Genomic DNA, 17849 nt, shown 5'->3' with positions numbered 1-17849 from the left:
GCGGCCACCGGCGGGCCGGCGGCACAACCCTGGGTCAGCTGCCCGAATTCTGACTCCGGTTCTGCCGGTGGATCTGCTCAATGATGCGGATGGCGTCGAGGGCATCCGCCGGCCGCACCGGAACCGGCGCTCCGTGGTTAATGGCGGCAGCCAGCTGTCGGTAGAACTCCGGGTAGCGGCCACGCTCGGACGGTACTTTGTGGATGTTGCCCGGCGTGCCGAGAGTGCCCCAGCGCTCTTCGGGTTCCACACCATAGCCGCCTGATCCGGGCACGGCGCCGGCATTCAAAGCGGCCTCCTGCCCGTCCATGCCCCAGGAGATGAAGGCCGCAGCAGAGCCGAGCACGCGGAACCGCGGCGCCGGCTGCGCGGAGACCAGGTTCATCCACAACCGCGAGCGCACGCCGGACTCGTGCAGAAGCGAGACAAACGCGTCCTCGTCCGCACCTAATCCGACCCCGGCCCCGGCCCCGCCGGCTCCGCTCGCGGCTCCGGACTCTGCCGCGGACTCGGGCGCTGACTCGGCGGACCCGGATCCTGCGGCGGGTCCCACCGCTGGCCGGGCCCCCAACCGGGCAGGCACTGTATGGCGGGAGGTCTCGCCGTAGACCGTCGCGACCGGGCCGAAGAGCGTCAGCGCTTGGTCGATCAGGTGCACGCCCAAGTCAAACAAGATGCCGCCACCAGACGCGGGGTCTGCCGTGGCTTTCCACGCCCGCAGCCCTTCCGGCTTCCACCGCTCAAAGCGTGATTCGAACGTGTGCACCCGGCCCAGTTCGCCGCTGCGGACTAGCTTCGTCAGCGTGAGGAAATCGGCATCCCAGCGGCGGTTCTGATAAACGGACAGCACGACGCCGGCCTGCCGGGCCTTGGCGATGAGGGCCTCGCCTTGGGCTGAAACCGGGACGAAGGGCTTGTCCACCACCACGTGCAGCCCGTGGCTGATCGCTGCCTCGGCGAGCGCGTAATGGCTGCCGGGCGGAGTGCCTACCACCACTAGGTCCAGCAGTTCCGGCCCCGCGAACAGCTCCTCCGCCGTCGCCACGATCCGCGCAGCGGGGTGTGAGGCTGCTGCCTGCGCCGCCCGTTCCGGACTGGACGTCACAATGGCGTCCAGCGAATAGTCCCCGGAAGCTTCCAGGAAAGGGGCATGGAAGACCCGGCCGGAGAGTCCGTAGCCGATCACGGCGGTGCGCAGCAGGCGGCGTTCGCCCATGGATCCTCCTCCAGGTGTCCTTGGTGCCGGCGCGAGGCGTGCGGCTGGGTTCGAGCCTACCGGCCGGGTTCCGGCACGGTTCTGGCTGGTTCCGGCCGGGTTCCGGCTGGGTCCGAGCCTACCCGCCGGTGGGCGGCCAGGTCCGAACCTGCCCGCACGATGCGATAGAGCTGCGCGAGCAGCCTACCGGCCGGCCGTCGGTTGCTCGCGCAGCTTCAGCGTGAGCTTGTGCGCTTCCTCGAGGAGCAGCTTGCCCAGGAACTCCTGCCGGTCCGGGCGGAAGCGCTGCTCGATGCCGGTCAGCGACAGTGCCCACGCCGGCCGGCCCTGCCGGTCAAACACGGCGGCGCCCATCCCCCAGCTGCCTTCCAGGATCAGTCCGGGATTGACCGTGTAGCCGCGTTCCCGGGTCGCAGCCAGGTTCTTGCGGATCTTTTCCGGCGCATGAGCCGGGCCGAACCGCTGCAGCCGGGCACCGCCGTCGTCAAGCAGCCGGTCAATCTCCTCGGCCTCCAGGAAAGCCATGATGGCCAACCCCGCGGAAGCAATGCCCAAGGGGAAGCGGACGCCTTCGTGCAGCACGAAAGAGCGCACCGGGAAGCTGCCCTCCACCCTCACCAGGCAGACGGTTTCGTCGCCGCGGCGGATGGAGAGGAACGCGCTCTCGCCGGTCTCGTCCGCTAGCCGCTGCAGACTGGGCCTGGCCAGGTCCTCAATGGCGAACCGGTTGGCGGCCACCGAGCCGAGCACGTAGAGCTCCGGCCCCAGATGCCAGCTGCCGGTTTCGGCGTGGTGGTCCAGCAACCCTTCTGCGGCCAGCGAGTTCAGCAGCCGGTAGACCGTGGGCCGGGTCAGGCCGGACGCCTGCACAATGTCGCCGAGGGCGGCCCCGGATTCCGACGCGCGGCCCACGATCCGCAGCAGCCTGGCCACCCGGCTGACCACCTGGGCGCCCTGTACTTGTTTCTCCGGCATCAGATTCCCTTCTCGACCGGCAGGCGCCCACTGACGGCCTTTCACCGGCTTCGATCCACAATGTGGACAGTCTATCCGACCTTGTCCACAGTGTGAATGTACGCTTTGCAACCTCGTTGACGTGACCTGAGGAACACCCTTAGGCTGCGGGATAGATGTTGTCCACAAGATGGACAGAAGCGCAGGAACCAGTGGACTCACCGCAGGGGAAAGCACTCAACGAGGAGGAAGCAGATGTCCAAACTGACCACAGGACCCGCCGCCGCGCTGGCAGGCGTGCTGCATGACGGCATGACCATTGCGGTGGGAGGGTTCGGACTCTCCGGCATTCCCGCGGACCTGATTGACGCGGTGCGTGATTCCGGCGTGAAGGACCTGACCGTGGTGTCCAACAACATGGGCATCGACGGCAAGGGCCTGGGCGTGCTGATCGAGGCCGGGCAGGTCCGCAAGGTGCTGGCCTCCTACGTGGGCGAAAACAAACTGTTCGCCCAGCAGTTCCTGGCCGGAACGTTGGAGGTTGAGTTCAACCCGCAGGGCACCCTCGCCGAACGGCTCCGCGCCGGCGGGGCCGGCATCCCGGCCTTCTACACCAAGACCGGCGTCGGCACGGTGATCGCCGAGGGCAAGCCGCACCAGGAATTCGACGGCGAGCTGTACGTGCAGGAACGGGGCATCGTGGCCGACCTGTCGCTGGTCCACGCGCACACCGCGGACACCGACGGCAACCTGGTCTACCGCCACACCGCCCGCAACTTCAACCCGGTGGTGGCCACCGCGGGCCGCGTCACCATCGCCGAGGCCGAGGTGATTGTGGAACCGGGCCAGTTGGACCCGAACCACATCGTGACCCCGAGCGTCTACGTGCAGCGACTGGTGCAGGCGTCCGACCGCGTCAAGGACATCGAGCAGCGCACCGTCCGCCCCCGCCCCGCCGTCGTCGGCGCCTGAGACCAACCCCTGAAGGAGAGAACCATGGCCTGGACACGAGATGAAATGGCGGCCATTGCCGCCAGCGAACTGAACGACGGCGACTACGTCAACCTCGGCATCGGCATTCCCACGCTGGTGGCCAACAACCTGCCCGACGGCGTGCGGGTGGTGCTGCAGAGCGAGAACGGACTGCTGGGCATGGGCCCGTTCCCGTACGACGGCGACGAGGACGCGGACCTGATCAACGCCGGCAAGCAGACCGTCACGGTGCTCCCCGGCGGCTCAATCTTCGACTCGGCCACCAGCTTCGGCATGATCCGCGGCGGCCATGTGAAGATCGCCGTGCTGGGCGCCATGCAGGTCTCCGGCGCCGGCGACCTGGCCAACTGGACCATCCCCGGCAAGATGGTCAAGGGCATGGGCGGCGCCATGGACCTGGTGGCCGGCACCCCGCGCGTGCTGGTGTTGACCGAGCACGTGGCCAAGGACGGCACCCCCAAGATCGTCAACGAATGCTCGCTGCCGCTCACCGGCGTGCGGGTGGTGGACCGGATCATCACGGATCTGGCGGTCTTTGATATTGAGAACGACGGCGATGCCCCCTCGCTGCGCCTGGTCCGCCTCGCGCCAGGGGTCACCGTGGCAGAGCTGCGCGAGAAGACCGAGCCGGACTTCGCCGTCGCGCCCGAACTGGAAGAGGCGGCCGGGGCCGGACAGGCCGAGACCGCCGTGGAACGGGAAGCCGCACTGGAAGGCCCCCTGGAAGGAGCATACCGATGAGCCTGAAGGACCAATTCGGAAAAGACATCCTGCTCACCGGGTGGGGCCACTCCCCGTTCGGCAAGCTGGCGGACGAGACGCTGGAGTCGCTGATTGTCGGCGTGGCCCGGGATGCCATTGCCAACGCGGGGCTGGAGCCGGGGCAGATCGACGAGGTCTATCTGGGTCAGTTCAACTCCGGCATGGTGCCGCTGGGCTTCGCCTCCTCGCTGGCGCTGCAGGTCTCGGATGAGCTGGCCAACGTGCCGGCCACCCGGGTGGAGAACGCCTGCGCGTCCGGCTCGGCCGCCGTGCAACAGGGTGCCAAGTCACTGCTGGCCGGCACCGCGCGCAACGTGCTGGTGATCGGCGCGGAGAAGATGACCCACGCCGGCGCCAACGTGGTGGGTGCCGCCCTACTGGGCGCCGATTACGAGGCGGCCGGCAAGCCGAGCTCCACCGGCTTCGCCGGGCTGTTCGCCGAGACCGCCAAGCATTACCAGAAACGCTTCGGCGACGTAGGTGACGTGCTCGGTTCGATCGCGGCAAAGAACCACCGCAACGGCGTGGCCAATCCGTACGCCCAACTGCGCAAGGATCTGGGCGAGGAGTTCTGCCAGACCATTTCGGACAAGAACCCGGTGGTGGCCGAGCCGCTGCGCCGGACCGACTGCTCGCCGGTCTCGGACGGCGCCGCCGCGGTGGTGCTCAGTACCGAGGCACCGCGTTCCGGGGCCGCGGCTGCTGCCGTGCGGCTGGCCGGATTCGGCCATGCCAACGACTTCATGCCGGCCGAGAAGCGCGACCCCACGGCCTTCGCGGGCAGCCGGGCCGCCTGGCAGCGGGCGCTCGGCATGGCTGGCGTGGGTCTGGAGGATCTGGACCTCGCCGAGGTGCATGACTGCTTCACCATCGCCGAACTGATCATGTACGAGGTCATGGGGCTGACGGCCGCCGGCGAGGGCCGCCGGGCCATCGAGGAGGGCACGGTGTACCGCGGCGGCAAGCTGCCGGTGAACCTGTCCGGCGGCCTGAAGGCCAAGGGGCACCCGGTCGGCGCCACCGGCGTCTCGCAGCACGTGGTCAGCGCCATGCAGCTCTCCGGCACCGCCGGGGACATGCAACTGCCGGGTGCGCGGCGCGCTGCCGTGCACAACATGGGCGGCTTGGCGATCGCCAACTACGTCAGTGTGCTCGAAGCGGTCTAGCCAACTACCAGTCCACTATCCAAACGACTGCACCGATCTGGCCCTTCCGGGATCTCCGGGAGGGCCAGGCCCGTACAGTTGATGGGGTTTTTAGCCCGCGGGTTGTGATGAGCTCAGCGCACGCAGGTACCGTCGACGGGCAATCCGCTGCGCGATCATTGACTCCTCCGGATTGCGCCGGTGTCCAGCAGGTCCTGCAGGCCTCGCCGGAACAACTCCTTGCCGCCATGGGCCGGGTGGCGGATCTTCGGCACGTCCAGGCCGCTGGCGGTCACGCTCCGATGCCCGATGTTCCCCACCGCGACCACTGAGTCGATCTTGAACAGTCGGGCCAGATCCTGCCAGAAGAGCGTGCCGGCCGCGATCTCCGGCATCGACGGCGTGCGGTTGGACTGCGTCCGCCCGGGCTGGTGCGGATGGAACGGATAGGCGCTCCACAGCAGCGGCAGGAAATCCAGATCTGCCAGCACGTTCCACATGACCGTGGCGGTGGGTTCGGCCGGGACGGTCAGCACCTCCGGCGGCAGCAGGTACCCGTTGTCCGGGCCGAACATCCCGAAAGGGTCGTGCCCGGAGATCAGCGCCTTGTTCGTAAAGGGGACGCCGGTAACGGTCATGCCGCGGTAGCCCGGGGCCTCCCCCACCAGCAGGACAGCCGGCCGGCGTTCCAGCATCTGCTCAAAGTAGCGCGTGACGTTGTGCCGGCGTGCTGCGTTCTCGGGCAACTCCGTGGAGAAGAAGTTGCGGCTGGAGGGCCCGGTCTGGAACGTGCCCAGCCGCTCCACGAAGTCCCGGATCTCCTGCCCCGTCATCGATGCTGTCCCGTCACGATTCGAGCCTAGCCTCAGGGTGGGCGCCGATCGAACGGACGCAACGAGTGGTGAGAAGATGGCATCCCTGATGGGCAAAGATGCCATCTTCTCACCACTCGTTGTGGGGATGTGAGGGCTGTGCGCGTAGGAATGTGAGGTGCGCACGCGTGGGGATGTCAGGGCTGTGTGCGTAGGAATGTGAGGTGCGCACGCGTCGGGATGTCAGGGCTGCGCGTGTGGGAATGCGAGGTGGGCACGCGTCGCGATGTCAGGGCTGTGCGTGCATTAGCGCGGCGACAACGGGGCCTCGCAGCGCACACAACAGACGCCGGTGCCCGCCGCGGGAAGAATCCACGTCCGGGCACCGGCGTCGTGCTGTGAAGTTGTCAGGATGCGGCGGGCGCGGAGCCTGCCGCTAACCCGCTAGGCGCGGGCGGAGTCCTTGGGCAGCCGGGCGGCCAGCTTCCAGGCGGCGGGCATGGCCGCGGCCGCGATCAGGGACTTCACGATGCCGCCGATGATGAACGGGTACAGGCCCCACTCAAGCGTCTGCTGCAGATCGGCGCCCAGCGAGATGGCCAGCCAGGCCATGCCGAAGACGAAGGTAATCACGGTGCCGGCGAAGAAGGAAACCGTGGCGCCCAGGAACTTCTTGTCCCAGTTGCGCTTGGCCAGCCAGCCGGTCAGGCCTGCCGCCGCCACGAAGCCCACCAGGTAGCCGCCGGTCGGGCCGACGGCAGCGGCCAGGCCGGAGGAGGCCTCGGAGAACACCGGCATGCCGGCGACACCGGCCACCCAGTACAGCGCCATCGCCAGCATCCCGCGCACCGGGCCGAGGGTGCTGCCAACCAGCAGCACGGCCAGGGTCTGGCCCGTGATCGGGACCGGCCACAGCGGCACGGCCAGCTGCGCCATCACAGCGGTCAGGCCGGCGCCACCGATAACCAAAGCGGTGTTGGTCAGGGCGGTGCTGGGGACGAGGGCATCGGCCAGAACACCCTGGCGCGCGACGACGGCTGTACTCATGTTTGCTCCTTCTCGAGGGGTCTATCCCTGCGAAACTCCGGATCCGGATCTCGCACCACTGTACCGGCAGCCCTCAACGGCGTCCCGGTTTATGGCGATGATTACGCCATTCCAGCAGTATCGCGGCCCGCCGGCACGCACCGGCCCAGTCGGCTCAGGCCCGCCGGCACGCACCGGCCCAGTCGGCTCAGGCCCGCCGTCAGCTCGGGCGCCTCAGCGGGCGCCCGACCCGAAGTCGGCTCAGGCGGCCAGGCCGCTGGCCTCCGCGGTCAGTTCCAGGGCGCGCAGCCGCTGCGCGACCGTGGGCGCCTGGAACGCCACGATCAGCTCGTCAGCGTCGGCGTGCTTGGCGAATCCCTCCAGGTATTCCGTCACGGTATCCGGGGTTCCGACGGCCGAGTACTTGACCATCTGCTCCACGTGCTGGCCCTGCGGCGAGTCCAGGATCAGGTCGGCTTCCTCGTCGGTGAACTTCCGGTCCCGGCCGAACAGCAATGAGACCCGGCTGCGCCGGACAATCCGGAACTGCTCCTGCGCTTCCTCGTTGGTGTCCGCCGCGATGGCGTTCACGCCGGCGATCACGTACGGTTCGGCGAGCTGCTCGGAGGGCTGGAATTCGCGGCGGTAGACGGACACCGCGTCCTGCAGGGCGTTCGGCGCAAAGTGCGAGGCGAACGAGTACGGCAGCCCCAGCGCAGCGGCCAGCTTGGCGCCGAACAGCGAGGAGCCCAGGATGTACAGCGGCACGTTGCTGCCCTTGCCCGGTGTTGCATCCACGCCCTTGATCCGGGTCTGACCGGTGAGATAGCCCTGCAGCTCCAGCACGTCCTGCGGGAACGAATCGGCGCTCATCGGATCGCGGCGCAGCGCCCGCAGGGTGTTCTGGTCGCTGCCCGGCGCGCGGCCCAAGCCCAGGTCGATGCGGCCCGGATGCAGCGCTTCGAGGGTGCCGAACTGCTCGGCGATGGTGAGCGGAGCATGGTTGGGCAGCATGATGCCGCCGGCGCCCAGCCGGATCGTGCTGGTGTGCGCGGCAACGTGGGCAATCAGCACGCTGGTGGCGGACGAGGCGATCGACGCCATGTTGTGGTGTTCGGCGTACCAGACGCGCCTGTACCCGAGTTCCTCGGCCCGTTGCGCCAGCGCCACACTGCCGGCCAGGCTTTCGCCCACGGTCTCGTTGGTGCCGATGGTTGCCAGATCAAGGATCGACAGAGGTACGTTCACGCCGACGGGCCTTTCGTTGCGGGATGGCCCAGGGTAGTTGCCGCGGGCACACGTCGGGCATAACGACGGCGATGCCCGCCTTATTTCTTCCCCGTCCCCTCGGCGGGTTGTGGCTGGTGGCCGCGCGTTCTGCGCAGAGGGATCCCGGCGTAGAGTCTGGAGGCATGGAACATCGCCATCAAGGCCATGCGGAGGATCCCGACGAGTTCTGGGAGTCCTTTTACGCCGAGCGGGACCAGATCTGGAGCGGCCGGCCCAACGCCATGCTGGTCCGCGAACTCTCCGGCCTGCGTCCGGGCAAAGCGCTGGAACTGGGCTGTGGCGAGGGCGCTGATGCCATCTGGCTCGCTGAACAAGGCTGGCAGGTCACCGGCCTGGACATGTCGGCGCTGGCGCTGCAGCGGGCGGCCGAGCACGCCGCACAAGCCGGCGTTGCCGACCGGATTCACTGGCGCCGGCAGGATCTGGCGGACTGGCAAGCCGCCGAGCGGTACGACCTGGTTTGCGCGCAGTTCCTCCACTCACCGGTCGAACTGCCGCGGAACGCGATCCTCGCGTCGGGCGCCCGCGCCGTTTCCCCCGGCGGCCGGCTGCTGATCGTCGGCCACGAATCGTTTCCGCCGTGGTCCAGGCATCCAGAGCCGGAGGAAGCGCTGCCTACCGCAGCCGAACTCGCCGCAGAGCTTGGGCTGGATGGTCCGGCATGGACCTTGGAGACGGTGGACTCGGTTGAGCGCGAGGTCACGGGTCCGGATGGCGAAAGCGGCACAGTGACGGACAGCGTCCTGCTCGCCCGCCGATTCGCTGCCTAGCCCCGCCAGCTCCCCCCGTCCGGCTGTCCGGACGTGTCCTATCGCGAGCTCACACGACAACGCATGTGTGGCAGCTCTTATCCGGCAGCGTGCTCGATGCTGCAATCGGTGCCGGGAAAGACCATGCTCTCGTGGCCGTCGTCGAAACGAACGAAGTAGGGCGGGGCGCCGCCGTCGCCTCGAACCTCGATGACTTCTCCGTGCCGGTCCGCCGACTCCACCGTCTTTCCCCTGATGACAATGCGGTCTCCGGGTGCTGCGATCATGACCGCTCACCTCCCTCCCCCATAGCGTAGGGCAACGAGGTGCCGGCGACCAGAGTCAGCGTACCCAGCGGTGCGGAGCGGGGCGGCGGGTGCTGGGCAGCGCGTTGTTCTCCCGCCATTCATGCAGCCACTCGGGCAGCACCAGGTCGGCCGGCGGTTGCTGGCCGGTTGCCGCGAAGATCTCCTCGTTCGCGACCGGTCCCTGCTTCGATACCAGCCGGGTGGCGATGTAGGCGCGGGCATAGATCTCGCCGCGGGACACCATGCGCTGCTCGAAATAGATGGCGCGGTCGTCGAAGCCGATGATCCGGGTTTCAATGCTGTACTGCTGGCCGAGGGTGAGCGACTTGCGGAAGGCTATGGTCTCCGCGCTGACCACCGGGGACCAGCCCTTCCGGCGGAAGACGTCCCATACCCCGGCCCGCACCATCAACTCGAAGCGCCCAAGGTCCATCAGCGAGAAGTACATCCCGTTGTTGACGTGCATGGCGATGTCGATGTCCGTGGGCAGCACGCGCAAGGACAGCGAGGACGAATCCCAAATACCCAGTGCGGGCCGGCGGCGCGCCGTGACAAGCAGCAACAGGGTCCGGAAGATCAGATGCATGCCGTCATGCTACCCGCTGGTAACTTAGCTTCCCAGCACCGGAAGGTGCTGTTTGCAGCGGCGGGCCCGCGGACGGCAGAACGAAAGGCAGTGGACGGGAAGGAACGTATCTGCCCGCTAGCCCGACTGCCAGGCCCCTGCCGTCACCTCCCGCCCCGAACCTCCGGGCTAAACTTCTGCTGTGCAGAACATGAGCATCGTGAAGAAGCCCGGATACGCCGTGGACTCCGTCGATCGCGCCTTGCAGCTGATCGTGCTCTTGCAGGAGCGGGACTGGCTGCGGATCACCGACGCAGCCACGTCGCTCGATGTGGCCCCCTCCACGGCGCACCGGCTCATGGCCATGTTGGTGTACCGGGGTTTTGCCCTGCAGGATGACCAGCGGCGGTACTGCGCCGGCCCCGCGCTGCGCGCCGACTCCTCGGCAGATCCCACCCGGGCTGCCGTCTCCATCGCCCGTCCGCACCTTGAGGCGCTTGCCCTCTCCGTGCGCGAAACCGTCAACCTCGTGGAACGCGTCGGCGTCACCGCCCGCTACCTGTTCACGGCCGAGGGCCCGCAGTTGCTGCGGGTCGGCAACCGCACCGGCTCGGTGCTTCCGGCGCATCTTTCGTCCGGCGGCAAAGCCATCCTGGCCACGCTGCCGGCGGCGTCGGTCGCGCAGCTCTACACGGGCCGGCAGGCGCAAAAAACCGCCGCCAGCCTCGCAGCGGCGGAGCTGGACAAACTGCAGCAGGAACTGACTGAAGCGCGGGAGCGGGGATATGCCGTCAACCTCGGGCGCACGGAGGCGGATCTCGCGGCGGTTGGCGCACCGCTCGCCACCACAGGCCGGGCCGCCGCTCTGGCCATATCAATCACTTCGCCCCTGTCGCGCGGCGCCGAGATCCAGCAGCCGGAGGTCATCACCGCCCTCCACGCCACGTGTCAGGCTGTGCTGCGCGATCTTCAAGCGGAAGGCGCGCTGCCCACCGCCTAATATTCTGCTGGACAGAATCTCTTGGCGAATCCGTGGCGCCGATCACTACGCTGTGATCCGACGACCGAGCCAGGCAACGAGCCTGACAGAACCTCCAGGAGCATCATGCAGTTTTATCTCGACGGCTACCATCCAGGCGACCCCGAACTCCGGCCGGCTGCGGACGGCCGCCCGGACCGCCAGGGCGAATTGCCGGCGGAAGTGGACGTTCTGGTAGTCGGCACCGGACCAGCCGGCGTTGTGCTGGCCGCCCAGCTGGCCGAATTCCCGGGCATCACCACACGCGTGGTGGAGCGGCGCGAAGGCCCGCTGGCCCTGGGGCAGGCCGACGGAGTGGCCTGCCGAACGGTCGAAATGTTCAATGCCTTCGGCCTGGCCGAGCGCCTGGTCCGCGAAGGCTACTGGGTCAACGAAACCGTGTTCTGGCGGCCGGATGACCAAGACCGCTCACGGATCGTCCGCAGCGGACGGGTCCAGGACGTGGCCGACGGATTGTCCGAGTACCCGCACGTGATCGTCAACCAGGCCCGGATGCAGGACTACCTGCTGGAGCACATGCGCAAGTCCCCCAGCCGACTGGAACCGGACTACGGACTGGAAGTCACCGGCGTCGAGGTCGACGGATCAGGTGACTACCCGGTCCGGGTGACCATGCGCAGGACCAAGGCCGACGCGCCGTCGGAAGAGGTAACCGTCCGCGCTAAGTACGTAGTGGGATGCGACGGCGCCCGCAGCAGTGTCCGCCGGTCGATCGGCTTGGAACTGCGTGGCGACGCCCGCAACCATGCCTGGGGAGTCGCGGATGTCCTGGCCGTCACGGATTTCCCGGACGTCCGCTTCAAGGCGGCCATCCAGTCGGCGCAAGACGGCAACATCCTGCTGATCCCGCGCGAAGGCGGCTACCTGATCCGGTTGTACGTGGACTTGGGTGACCTCGACCCTGCCGACCGCGGCGCCCGGCAGCGGTTCACTTCGGACATGATCATCGAAGCAGCACAGCGCATCCTGCATCCCTACACCCTGGAGGTGAAGGACATCGCCTGGTGGTCGGTCTACGAAGTGGGCCAGCGCATCGCCGACCGGTTCGACGACGTCCAGCCGGACGAGCGCGGCCAGCGCACCCCGCGCGTCTTCATTGCCGGCGACGCCTGCCACACGCACAGCGCCAAAGCCGGCCAGGGCATGAACGTCTCCATGCAGGACGGCTTCAACCTGGGCTGGAAGCTCGCCGCCGTCCTGGAAGGCCGTAGCCCGGAGTCCCTGCTGGATACCTACTCGGCCGAGCGCCACGCCGTGGCCCAGGAACTGATCGACTTCGACATCCGCTGGTCCAAGACGGTCAGTTCCCGCCCAAAGGATCCGAACCGGCCCGGTGACGAAGGCCTGGAACCGGCCGAGCTGGAACGGCAATTCGTGGAGGCCGGCCGCTTTACCGCTGGCTTCGCCACGGACTACGCGCCGTCGATGATCACCGGCGAGGACACCCACGAGCACTTGGCCAAGGGTTTCCCGATCGGCGAGCGGTTCCACTCGGCCCCGGTTGTCCGGCTGGCCGACGCCAAACCGGTGGGGTTGGGCCACACTGCTCAGGCAGACGGCCGTTGGCGGCTCTACGCCTTCGCCGACTCCGCCCACCCGGGCGCGGCGGATTCCCGGTTGGTCGCCCTGTGCCGGTTCCTGGCCGAGTCCGAAGATTCACCCGTCCGGCGCTACACGCCCGCCGGAGCCGACGCCGATGCGGTCTTCGATGTCCGCGCCATCTTCCAGCAGGGGCACCGGGAGCTAGACGCAAACGACGTGCCGTCCTTCCTGTTCCCGCAGAAGGCTCCCCTTGGCCTGAAGGACTACGAGAAGGTCTTCACTCCCGATCAAAAGTCCGGGGAAGACATCTTCGATCTGCGCGGCATCGACCGCCAGCAGGGCGCTTTGGTGGTGGTTCGGCCGGACCAGTACGTCGCTCACGTACTCCCGCTCGACGGATACCAGGAACTCTCGGACTTCTTCGCCGGGGTCCTGCAGGAGTAAGGGGAACCGACGACAAGCGGCGGCGGACAGGTACCCGCAGGTTCCATGTCCGCCGCCGTTAGTGTTGTCGCTGCCTAAGACTCACCGTGCTCAGTCGGCAGAGTCGTCCCAGCCGTAATCCGGGTACTCGAAAAAGTCGTCGCCGTCGAGCGTGTCCACCTCGCCGGTGGCCATGGAATCAATGAGCGACTCCAGTCCGGTCTGGACCGTCTTGACCAGCATGCCCTTCATCTTCTGGCCGAAGGTATTCGACTGGCCCCGGACCTCAAAAAGGACCGTAGCCGACCCGTTCAAGGCAAACGCGGAGCGGCCTTGCCCGGCGTATTCACGTTCCTCCGGGTGAAGATAGCGGCCCACTGCTGCCAGCGGTGACTGGGAGCCATAGCTGTCCTTGATCCCGTCTGCCACCGCCAAGGCGTACCGCCTGGACTTGTCTTGATCAAGCAGCGGCCAGTCCTCCTTGTAGGCGGCACCGTCGTTGACACCCAGCGGCGGGTAATCCAAGGCCACCGAAATGTGTTTGCCGTCCTGCTCGCCTCCGGTCTGAACGTTACAGGGGCCCATGTGGTGTAGATCGACGACGGCGTCGACTTCGCCGAATTCGGCCCGTAGGTCAACATAGACGTCCCTGATGGCCTGGGATTCCGGAGCGAGGAAGAAGCCCGAATCTACCTGGCGTCCCGGCATGTCTTCCGGCTTCGGCACATAGTCGAGGTCCGGGTTGAAGTCCCGGTTCAAGTCAAAGCCGGGTACGTCGGTGCCGCCGTTGCCCGTCCGGTAGTACCAGGCAGGGGTGGACCCTTCAAGCTGCGGATGCAGGCGTTCCACGTCATCCCATGACTGCACGTTGGTGCGGCGATTCAGTTCACCTCCATCTGGATTCACCATGGGCATGGCAATCAGGGTGACTTCTTCCAGTGTCCGCTGGGTCTCAGCATCGTTGCTGGAGCCTAGCTTCTCGACGATCGCCAGCAGCGCTTCGGTTCCGGTCCGCTCATTGCCATGAATGGCGCTTTGGATGAGCAGCACACGATCGCCGTTGCCGACGCGGGCGGCATAGAGGTCGCGGCCGAGAGAGGACTGGCCCACCACATCCACGTCCACGCGGCCCTTGCTTTTCTGTTCAATACGATCAAGCCGGGAACCGAGCTCCTCATAGCTTGTCCAACCGCTGAACTGCGGGGAGTCCGTCGTCTTGCATGTTCCGTGGCCCGGCACGTTGGCCTGTGCCGGTGCCGCTCCGGCCGGGACGGCGGTGACCATCGTGCATACCAACGCCGCAGCGCCGATAGCGCCGAATAATCTGCTGGGATTGTTCACTGGTTCTCCTCTGGCGAGTGATCGAGACAAGTCAACCGTTTACCCAGCAGAGGCGGTGGTCAAGATCCATCAGTCGATTTCGGCGCGAGAGCAGCAAAGTAGCGGGGCGGGGCCGGCGAACATGCGCCAGCCCCGCCCCTGAGCGGATGAGCGACGCAGCCGTCTAGCGATGCGCCAGCCCCGCCCTCATTGCGTGAGCTACGGGTGGTGTCCGTGTTTCTTTCCATCGCCGACGTCTTCGGGAAGGCCTCCGGCGGGATGGTTCGGTCCGCCCGAACCATTCGTGAACCGCGGCTCTTCTTCCTCGACCACCCGCATCTCCGACGTCGTGGTGGGCACCGCAAACGGCACGTTGCTGGGCACACTGACCGCGCCGCGCACCGGGCCCATTCGTCGTTGCCGCAACGGATCCCGGCGCAGGTCCACGTACAGGGACACGCACAGCCCGATAATGATCAACACGAAGGGCGTCGACGCCAAGATGGTGAACGTCTGCAGCGCGTCCAGTCCGCCGACGAACAACAGCACAGCCGCCACCGCGCCGGTGAGAATGCCCCAGATGATGACCAACGGCTTCCACGGTTCCTTGCGGCCGCGGGAGGACAGCGTTCCGAGCACCACGGCGCCCGCGTCGGCACCACTGACGAAGAACACCGCGGTCAGCACCATCACCACGATGGCCGCGCCGATGAAGAACGGATAATGCTGCAGCGTGGCAAAGAAGGCGGCCGCCTCGTTTCCGGCCCCGGCAATGTCTTCCCCGCCCAACTGCAGGTTGATGCCGGCGCCGCCGAAGATGGAAAACCAGATCACGCTGACGGCGGTGGGGACCAGCAGCACGCCCAGGACGAATTCCTTGATCGTCCGGCCGCGAGAGATCTTGGCGATGAACGTGCCCACGAAGGGCGTCCACGAAATCCACCAGGCCCAGTAGAAGATGGTCCAGTTGGCCAGCCATTCGGTGCCGCCGAACACGGCCGAATGGAAGCTCATGGGCACCAGGTTGGCCAGGTAGTCACCGATCGAGGCGGGGATCAGGTCCAGGATGAAGACGGTGGGACCGAGGACGAACACAAACAACAACAGGACCAGGGCAAGCACCATATTGGTATTGCTCAGCCATTTGATGCCGCGGGAAACGCCACTCGCAGCCGAGATCACCACGCCCACGGTCAGCACGCAGATGATCAGGATCGGGGCCGCCGCTCCCGGATTGTCCTCGAACTGGCCGGTCCTCAGCAGCGCCAGGCCGGCGGCAATCTGCAGTGCGCCCAGGCCCAGCGAGGTCGCCGAACCGAACTTCGTACAAATGATGGCCAGGATGTCGATCGGCTTGCCCCAGCCCTTTTTCTCGATCCGCTCTTTGCCGAACAGCGACTGGAAGGGCGAGCTCATCAGGTTGCCGCGGCCCATCCGGTAGGTGGAGTAAGCGAGCGCCAGGCCCACCACCGAATAGATAGCCCACGGATGCAGCCCCCAGTGGAAGAGCGTGTAGGCCATCGCGTTGTTCGCCGCCTCGGGCGATCCAGGGGCAGCATCAACGAACGGGGGCGGCGAGGCCAGGTGTGTGACCGGCTCGTACACGCCAAAGAACATCAGGCCGATGCCCATGCCCGCGCTGAACATCATCGATATCCAGGACAGCGTGGAGAACTCCGTCGACTCCCCCTCGCGCGAGAGCGGAATGTTGCCGTACCGACCGAAGGCCAGCACCAGCGAGAACGCCACAAAGCCCGTCGCGCCGAGAATGAACAGCCAGCCGAAGGTACTGGTCACCCACCCGAGGAGAGCTCCGGCCACTTCGGTAACCTGCTCCGTAAAGAAAATGCCCAGCAGGCAAACGACGACGATTATGCCGCCCGAAACGAAAAGAACCGTCTTATCGACGGTTTGCCAGCCCCGCCGCCCGTCGTCCGATTCCTCGGAAACAGTCGGCAGAGGGCCAGTGTATTCGCTGCTCATCATGGTCCTCACTATTGTCACCGGTTGGCGTTGCGCAGCCCCGGGCTTCCTGTGGCTCTTCGATGTCAAACGTCCCGTAAGTATAGTTGCAGGCATGAATGAACGTGGCGAATCAGTAGCGGACAACCAGCCGGAAACCGATCATTATGGGGACTCCGGCCGCACCGTGTTCGGCAGCCACGGCGAAGTGTCGAAGAACGATCTGCGGGTCGTTGCGCACGCCGAGGTGGATGCGGCCAACGCCGCCGTGGCGGTAGCCATGGCCGGCGGCGGGCTGGCCGCCGAGGCCAACGCGATGCTGGTCAGCGTGCAGAACGACCTGTTCGATCTGATGGCCGACCTGCTGGTGCCGTACCCCAGCGACCTCCCGGTAGACGCGCGCATCATCCCGGAGCATGCGGAGCGGCTGGAGCGCGCCATCGAGCACTTTAGGCAGGAAGCCGACGATCTCAGCGGCATGCTCCTGCCCGGAGGAACGCTCTCCGCCGCCCTGCTCTATCAGGCCCGCACCACGGTGCGCCGGGCCGAACGAATGGTGTGGGCCGCCTTGGACGAACACGGCGACGTGGTCAACCGCGAAACCGGACGCTACCTCAACCGGCTGTCGGGCCTGCTGTTCGTGATGGGCCGCGCGGCAAACGCCGAGCACGGGGACGTGATGTGGGTTCCGGAGTCGTCTGTGCTGGGCGTCCTCGAGGACCGCCCCGACGAAGACTGACCGCACCGCTACCCATGCTGTAACCAGCATCACGGTCAGGCCGCTGGCCGGGTATCCTCTCCAGTGATGATCATCACCAGCGAGCCCGTCCTCCGGCCCGGCGCCGAGCCGTCCGTGCGCACTTTGGCGCGCGGGCTGTCCGTGCTGAGCGTGTTCGACGACGGCGCTCCGTCCATGCGTGCCGCCGACGTCGCGGCACGTGCCGGACTGAACCGGGCGGCCACCGCCAGGGTGCTGCGGACGCTGGTCCATTTGGGCTATGTGCGTTACCACGGGGAGAAGTTCGCGCTGACCCATCAGGCGCTGGAACTGGGCCACGGCTACCTGTCCGGCTCCCCCTTGGTGCTGGCCTCCCGCCAGAGCGTCGAATGGTTGACGGATGAATTCGACGAACCGTGCACGGTTGGCGTGCTGGCCGGCGGCGACGTCATCTGCATCGCGGCCACCCGGGTGCCCGGAATGATCCGCGCCGGGCTGACCGTCGGCGTCCGCATTCCGGCCCACGCATCGTCGATGGGAAAGGTGCTGATGGCCGGGCTCAGCGAGTCCGACTTCCGCTCCGCCATGGACGCAAGCCAGTTCAGCCGGCTGACAGAGCAGACCATCGACAGCACCGAACGCTTCCGGCTGGAGATCGAGCAGGTGCGCAGGCAAGGCTACGCGGTCAACGACAGCGAACTGCAATCCGGCCACCGCACCGTTTCGGTGCCGGTCAAGGACAGAGCCGGGGCGGTGGTCGCCGCCGTCGGCGTCAACATGCTGGCCAGTCCGGACACCCTGCACACGGCGACGGAGGCCCATCTTCCGCTGCTCCGCCGAGCCGCCGAGCGCATCGCCGAAGGCTGCGCCCCGGAATAGCCGAGCGCATCGCCGAAGGCTGCACCCCGGAATAGCCGAGCGCTTCGCCGAAGGCTGCGCCCCGGCATAACGCACGACGGCGGCGCTCCAGGTGGGACGCGAATCCTCACCCGGGCACCGCCGTCGTCATTCCCGTGGTTCAGCGG

Annotated in this window: 17 protein-coding genes; 8 read left to right on the top strand and 9 right to left on the bottom strand. The window is 67.0% G+C overall.

Going from position 1 to position 17849, the window contains the following annotated elements:
• Positions 1–34: 34 nt before the first annotated feature.
• A complete protein-coding gene (locus tag E4J89_RS12970; protein WP_136786562.1) occupies positions 35–1216 on the bottom strand; it encodes a Gfo/Idh/MocA family oxidoreductase in 1182 nt (393 codons plus the stop codon).
• 183 nt (positions 1217–1399) lie between these two features.
• The gene (locus tag E4J89_RS12965; RefSeq protein ID WP_136786561.1) at positions 1400–2191 is read right to left on the bottom strand and encodes an IclR family transcriptional regulator; all 792 of its coding nucleotides are present in this window, start codon (positions 2189–2191) and stop codon (positions 1400–1402) included.
• Positions 2192–2425: 234 nt separating this feature from the next.
• On the opposite strand from E4J89_RS12965, the gene E4J89_RS12960 reads away from it, so the two are divergent.
• Genes E4J89_RS12960 through E4J89_RS12950 form a run of 3 tightly spaced genes read left to right on the top strand, consistent with a single transcriptional unit; the run spans position 2426 to position 5091 of the window.
• On the top strand, positions 2426–3142 hold the full coding sequence (locus tag E4J89_RS12960) for a CoA transferase subunit A (protein WP_136786560.1): 717 nt from the start codon (positions 2426–2428) through the stop codon (positions 3140–3142).
• Positions 3143–3166: 24 nt separating this feature from the next.
• The gene (locus tag E4J89_RS12955; RefSeq protein ID WP_136786559.1) at positions 3167–3904 is read left to right on the top strand and encodes a CoA transferase subunit B; all 738 of its coding nucleotides are present in this window, start codon (positions 3167–3169) and stop codon (positions 3902–3904) included.
• Positions 3901–5091: an acetyl-CoA acetyltransferase gene (locus E4J89_RS12950; protein WP_136786558.1), complete on the top strand. Its 1191-nt coding sequence runs from the start codon at positions 3901–3903 to the stop codon at positions 5089–5091. Before E4J89_RS12955 ends, E4J89_RS12950 begins: the two co-directional genes overlap by 4 nt.
• Positions 5092–5246: 155 nt before the next feature.
• On the opposite strand, the gene E4J89_RS12945 is transcribed toward E4J89_RS12950, so the two are convergent.
• The 3 genes from E4J89_RS12945 to E4J89_RS12935 all read right to left on the bottom strand — a co-directional run bounded on the left by E4J89_RS12945 (position 5247) and on the right by E4J89_RS12935 (position 8156).
• Positions 5247–5903, bottom strand: a complete 657-nt coding sequence (locus E4J89_RS12945) for a uracil-DNA glycosylase (protein ID WP_136786557.1) — start codon at positions 5901–5903, stop codon at positions 5247–5249.
• 423 nt (positions 5904–6326) lie between these two features.
• The gene (locus tag E4J89_RS12940; RefSeq protein ID WP_136786556.1) at positions 6327–6929 is read right to left on the bottom strand and encodes a biotin transporter BioY; all 603 of its coding nucleotides are present in this window, start codon (positions 6927–6929) and stop codon (positions 6327–6329) included.
• 240 nt (positions 6930–7169) lie between these two features.
• Positions 7170–8156: an LLM class flavin-dependent oxidoreductase gene (locus E4J89_RS12935; protein WP_136786555.1), complete on the bottom strand. Its 987-nt coding sequence runs from the start codon at positions 8154–8156 to the stop codon at positions 7170–7172.
• 164 nt (positions 8157–8320) lie between these two features.
• Between E4J89_RS12935 and E4J89_RS12930 the strand changes: the two genes are divergently transcribed.
• Positions 8321–8968 (top strand): class I SAM-dependent methyltransferase, encoded by a 648-nt coding sequence (locus tag E4J89_RS12930; RefSeq protein ID WP_136786554.1) that lies wholly within the window; start codon positions 8321–8323, stop codon positions 8966–8968.
• A gap of 77 nt (positions 8969–9045) precedes the next feature.
• Here E4J89_RS12930 and E4J89_RS12925 read toward each other — a convergent pair whose 3' ends face one another.
• Together E4J89_RS12925 and E4J89_RS12920 are read right to left on the bottom strand one after the other, a co-directional pair.
• Positions 9046–9234: a DUF1918 domain-containing protein gene (locus E4J89_RS12925; protein ID WP_136786553.1), complete on the bottom strand. Its 189-nt coding sequence runs from the start codon at positions 9232–9234 to the stop codon at positions 9046–9048.
• A gap of 55 nt (positions 9235–9289) precedes the next feature.
• Positions 9290–9841 (bottom strand): acyl-CoA thioesterase, encoded by a 552-nt coding sequence (locus tag E4J89_RS12920; RefSeq protein ID WP_136786552.1) that lies wholly within the window; start codon positions 9839–9841, stop codon positions 9290–9292.
• Positions 9842–10031: 190 nt separating this feature from the next.
• Here E4J89_RS12920 and E4J89_RS12915 point away from each other — a divergent pair, with 190 nt between their 5' ends.
• Positions 10032–10820, top strand: coding sequence for an IclR family transcriptional regulator (locus E4J89_RS12915; RefSeq protein WP_136786551.1), 789 nt, complete (start codon positions 10032–10034; stop codon positions 10818–10820).
• A 105-nt stretch (positions 10821–10925) separates the two neighbouring features.
• Complete coding sequence (locus tag E4J89_RS12910) at positions 10926–12845, top strand: FAD-binding monooxygenase (protein ID WP_136786550.1); 1920 nt, start codon at positions 10926–10928, stop codon at positions 12843–12845.
• A 90-nt stretch (positions 12846–12935) separates the two neighbouring features.
• Here E4J89_RS12910 and E4J89_RS12905 read toward each other — a convergent pair whose 3' ends face one another.
• Both E4J89_RS12905 and E4J89_RS12900 read right to left on the bottom strand, forming a co-directional pair.
• On the bottom strand, positions 12936–14165 hold the full coding sequence (locus tag E4J89_RS12905) for a M14 family zinc carboxypeptidase (protein WP_136786549.1): 1230 nt from the start codon (positions 14163–14165) through the stop codon (positions 12936–12938).
• Positions 14166–14363: 198 nt separating this feature from the next.
• On the bottom strand, positions 14364–16130 hold the full coding sequence (locus E4J89_RS12900) for a BCCT family transporter (RefSeq protein WP_136786548.1): 1767 nt from the start codon (positions 16128–16130) through the stop codon (positions 14364–14366).
• A 91-nt stretch (positions 16131–16221) separates the two neighbouring features.
• On the opposite strand from E4J89_RS12900, the gene E4J89_RS12895 reads away from it, so the two are divergent.
• Both E4J89_RS12895 and E4J89_RS12890 read left to right on the top strand, forming a co-directional pair.
• Positions 16222–16845 carry a cob(I)yrinic acid a,c-diamide adenosyltransferase gene (locus tag E4J89_RS12895; RefSeq protein WP_169304002.1) on the top strand — a complete coding sequence of 208 codons (624 nt, stop codon included), beginning with the start codon at positions 16222–16224 and terminating at the stop codon, positions 16843–16845.
• Between the two features lie 66 nt (positions 16846–16911).
• Positions 16912–17703 (top strand): IclR family transcriptional regulator C-terminal domain-containing protein, encoded by a 792-nt coding sequence (locus tag E4J89_RS12890; protein ID WP_136786546.1) that lies wholly within the window; start codon positions 16912–16914, stop codon positions 17701–17703.
• Positions 17704–17849: the final 146 nt, after the last annotated feature.

Source organism: Arthrobacter sp. CAU 1506 (genome assembly GCF_005047635.1).
GTDB lineage: Bacteria > Actinomycetota > Actinomycetes > Actinomycetales > Micrococcaceae > Crystallibacter.
The sequence above is the reverse complement of the archived record's forward strand: the minus strand, read 5'-3'. Positions and strand labels throughout refer to the sequence as shown.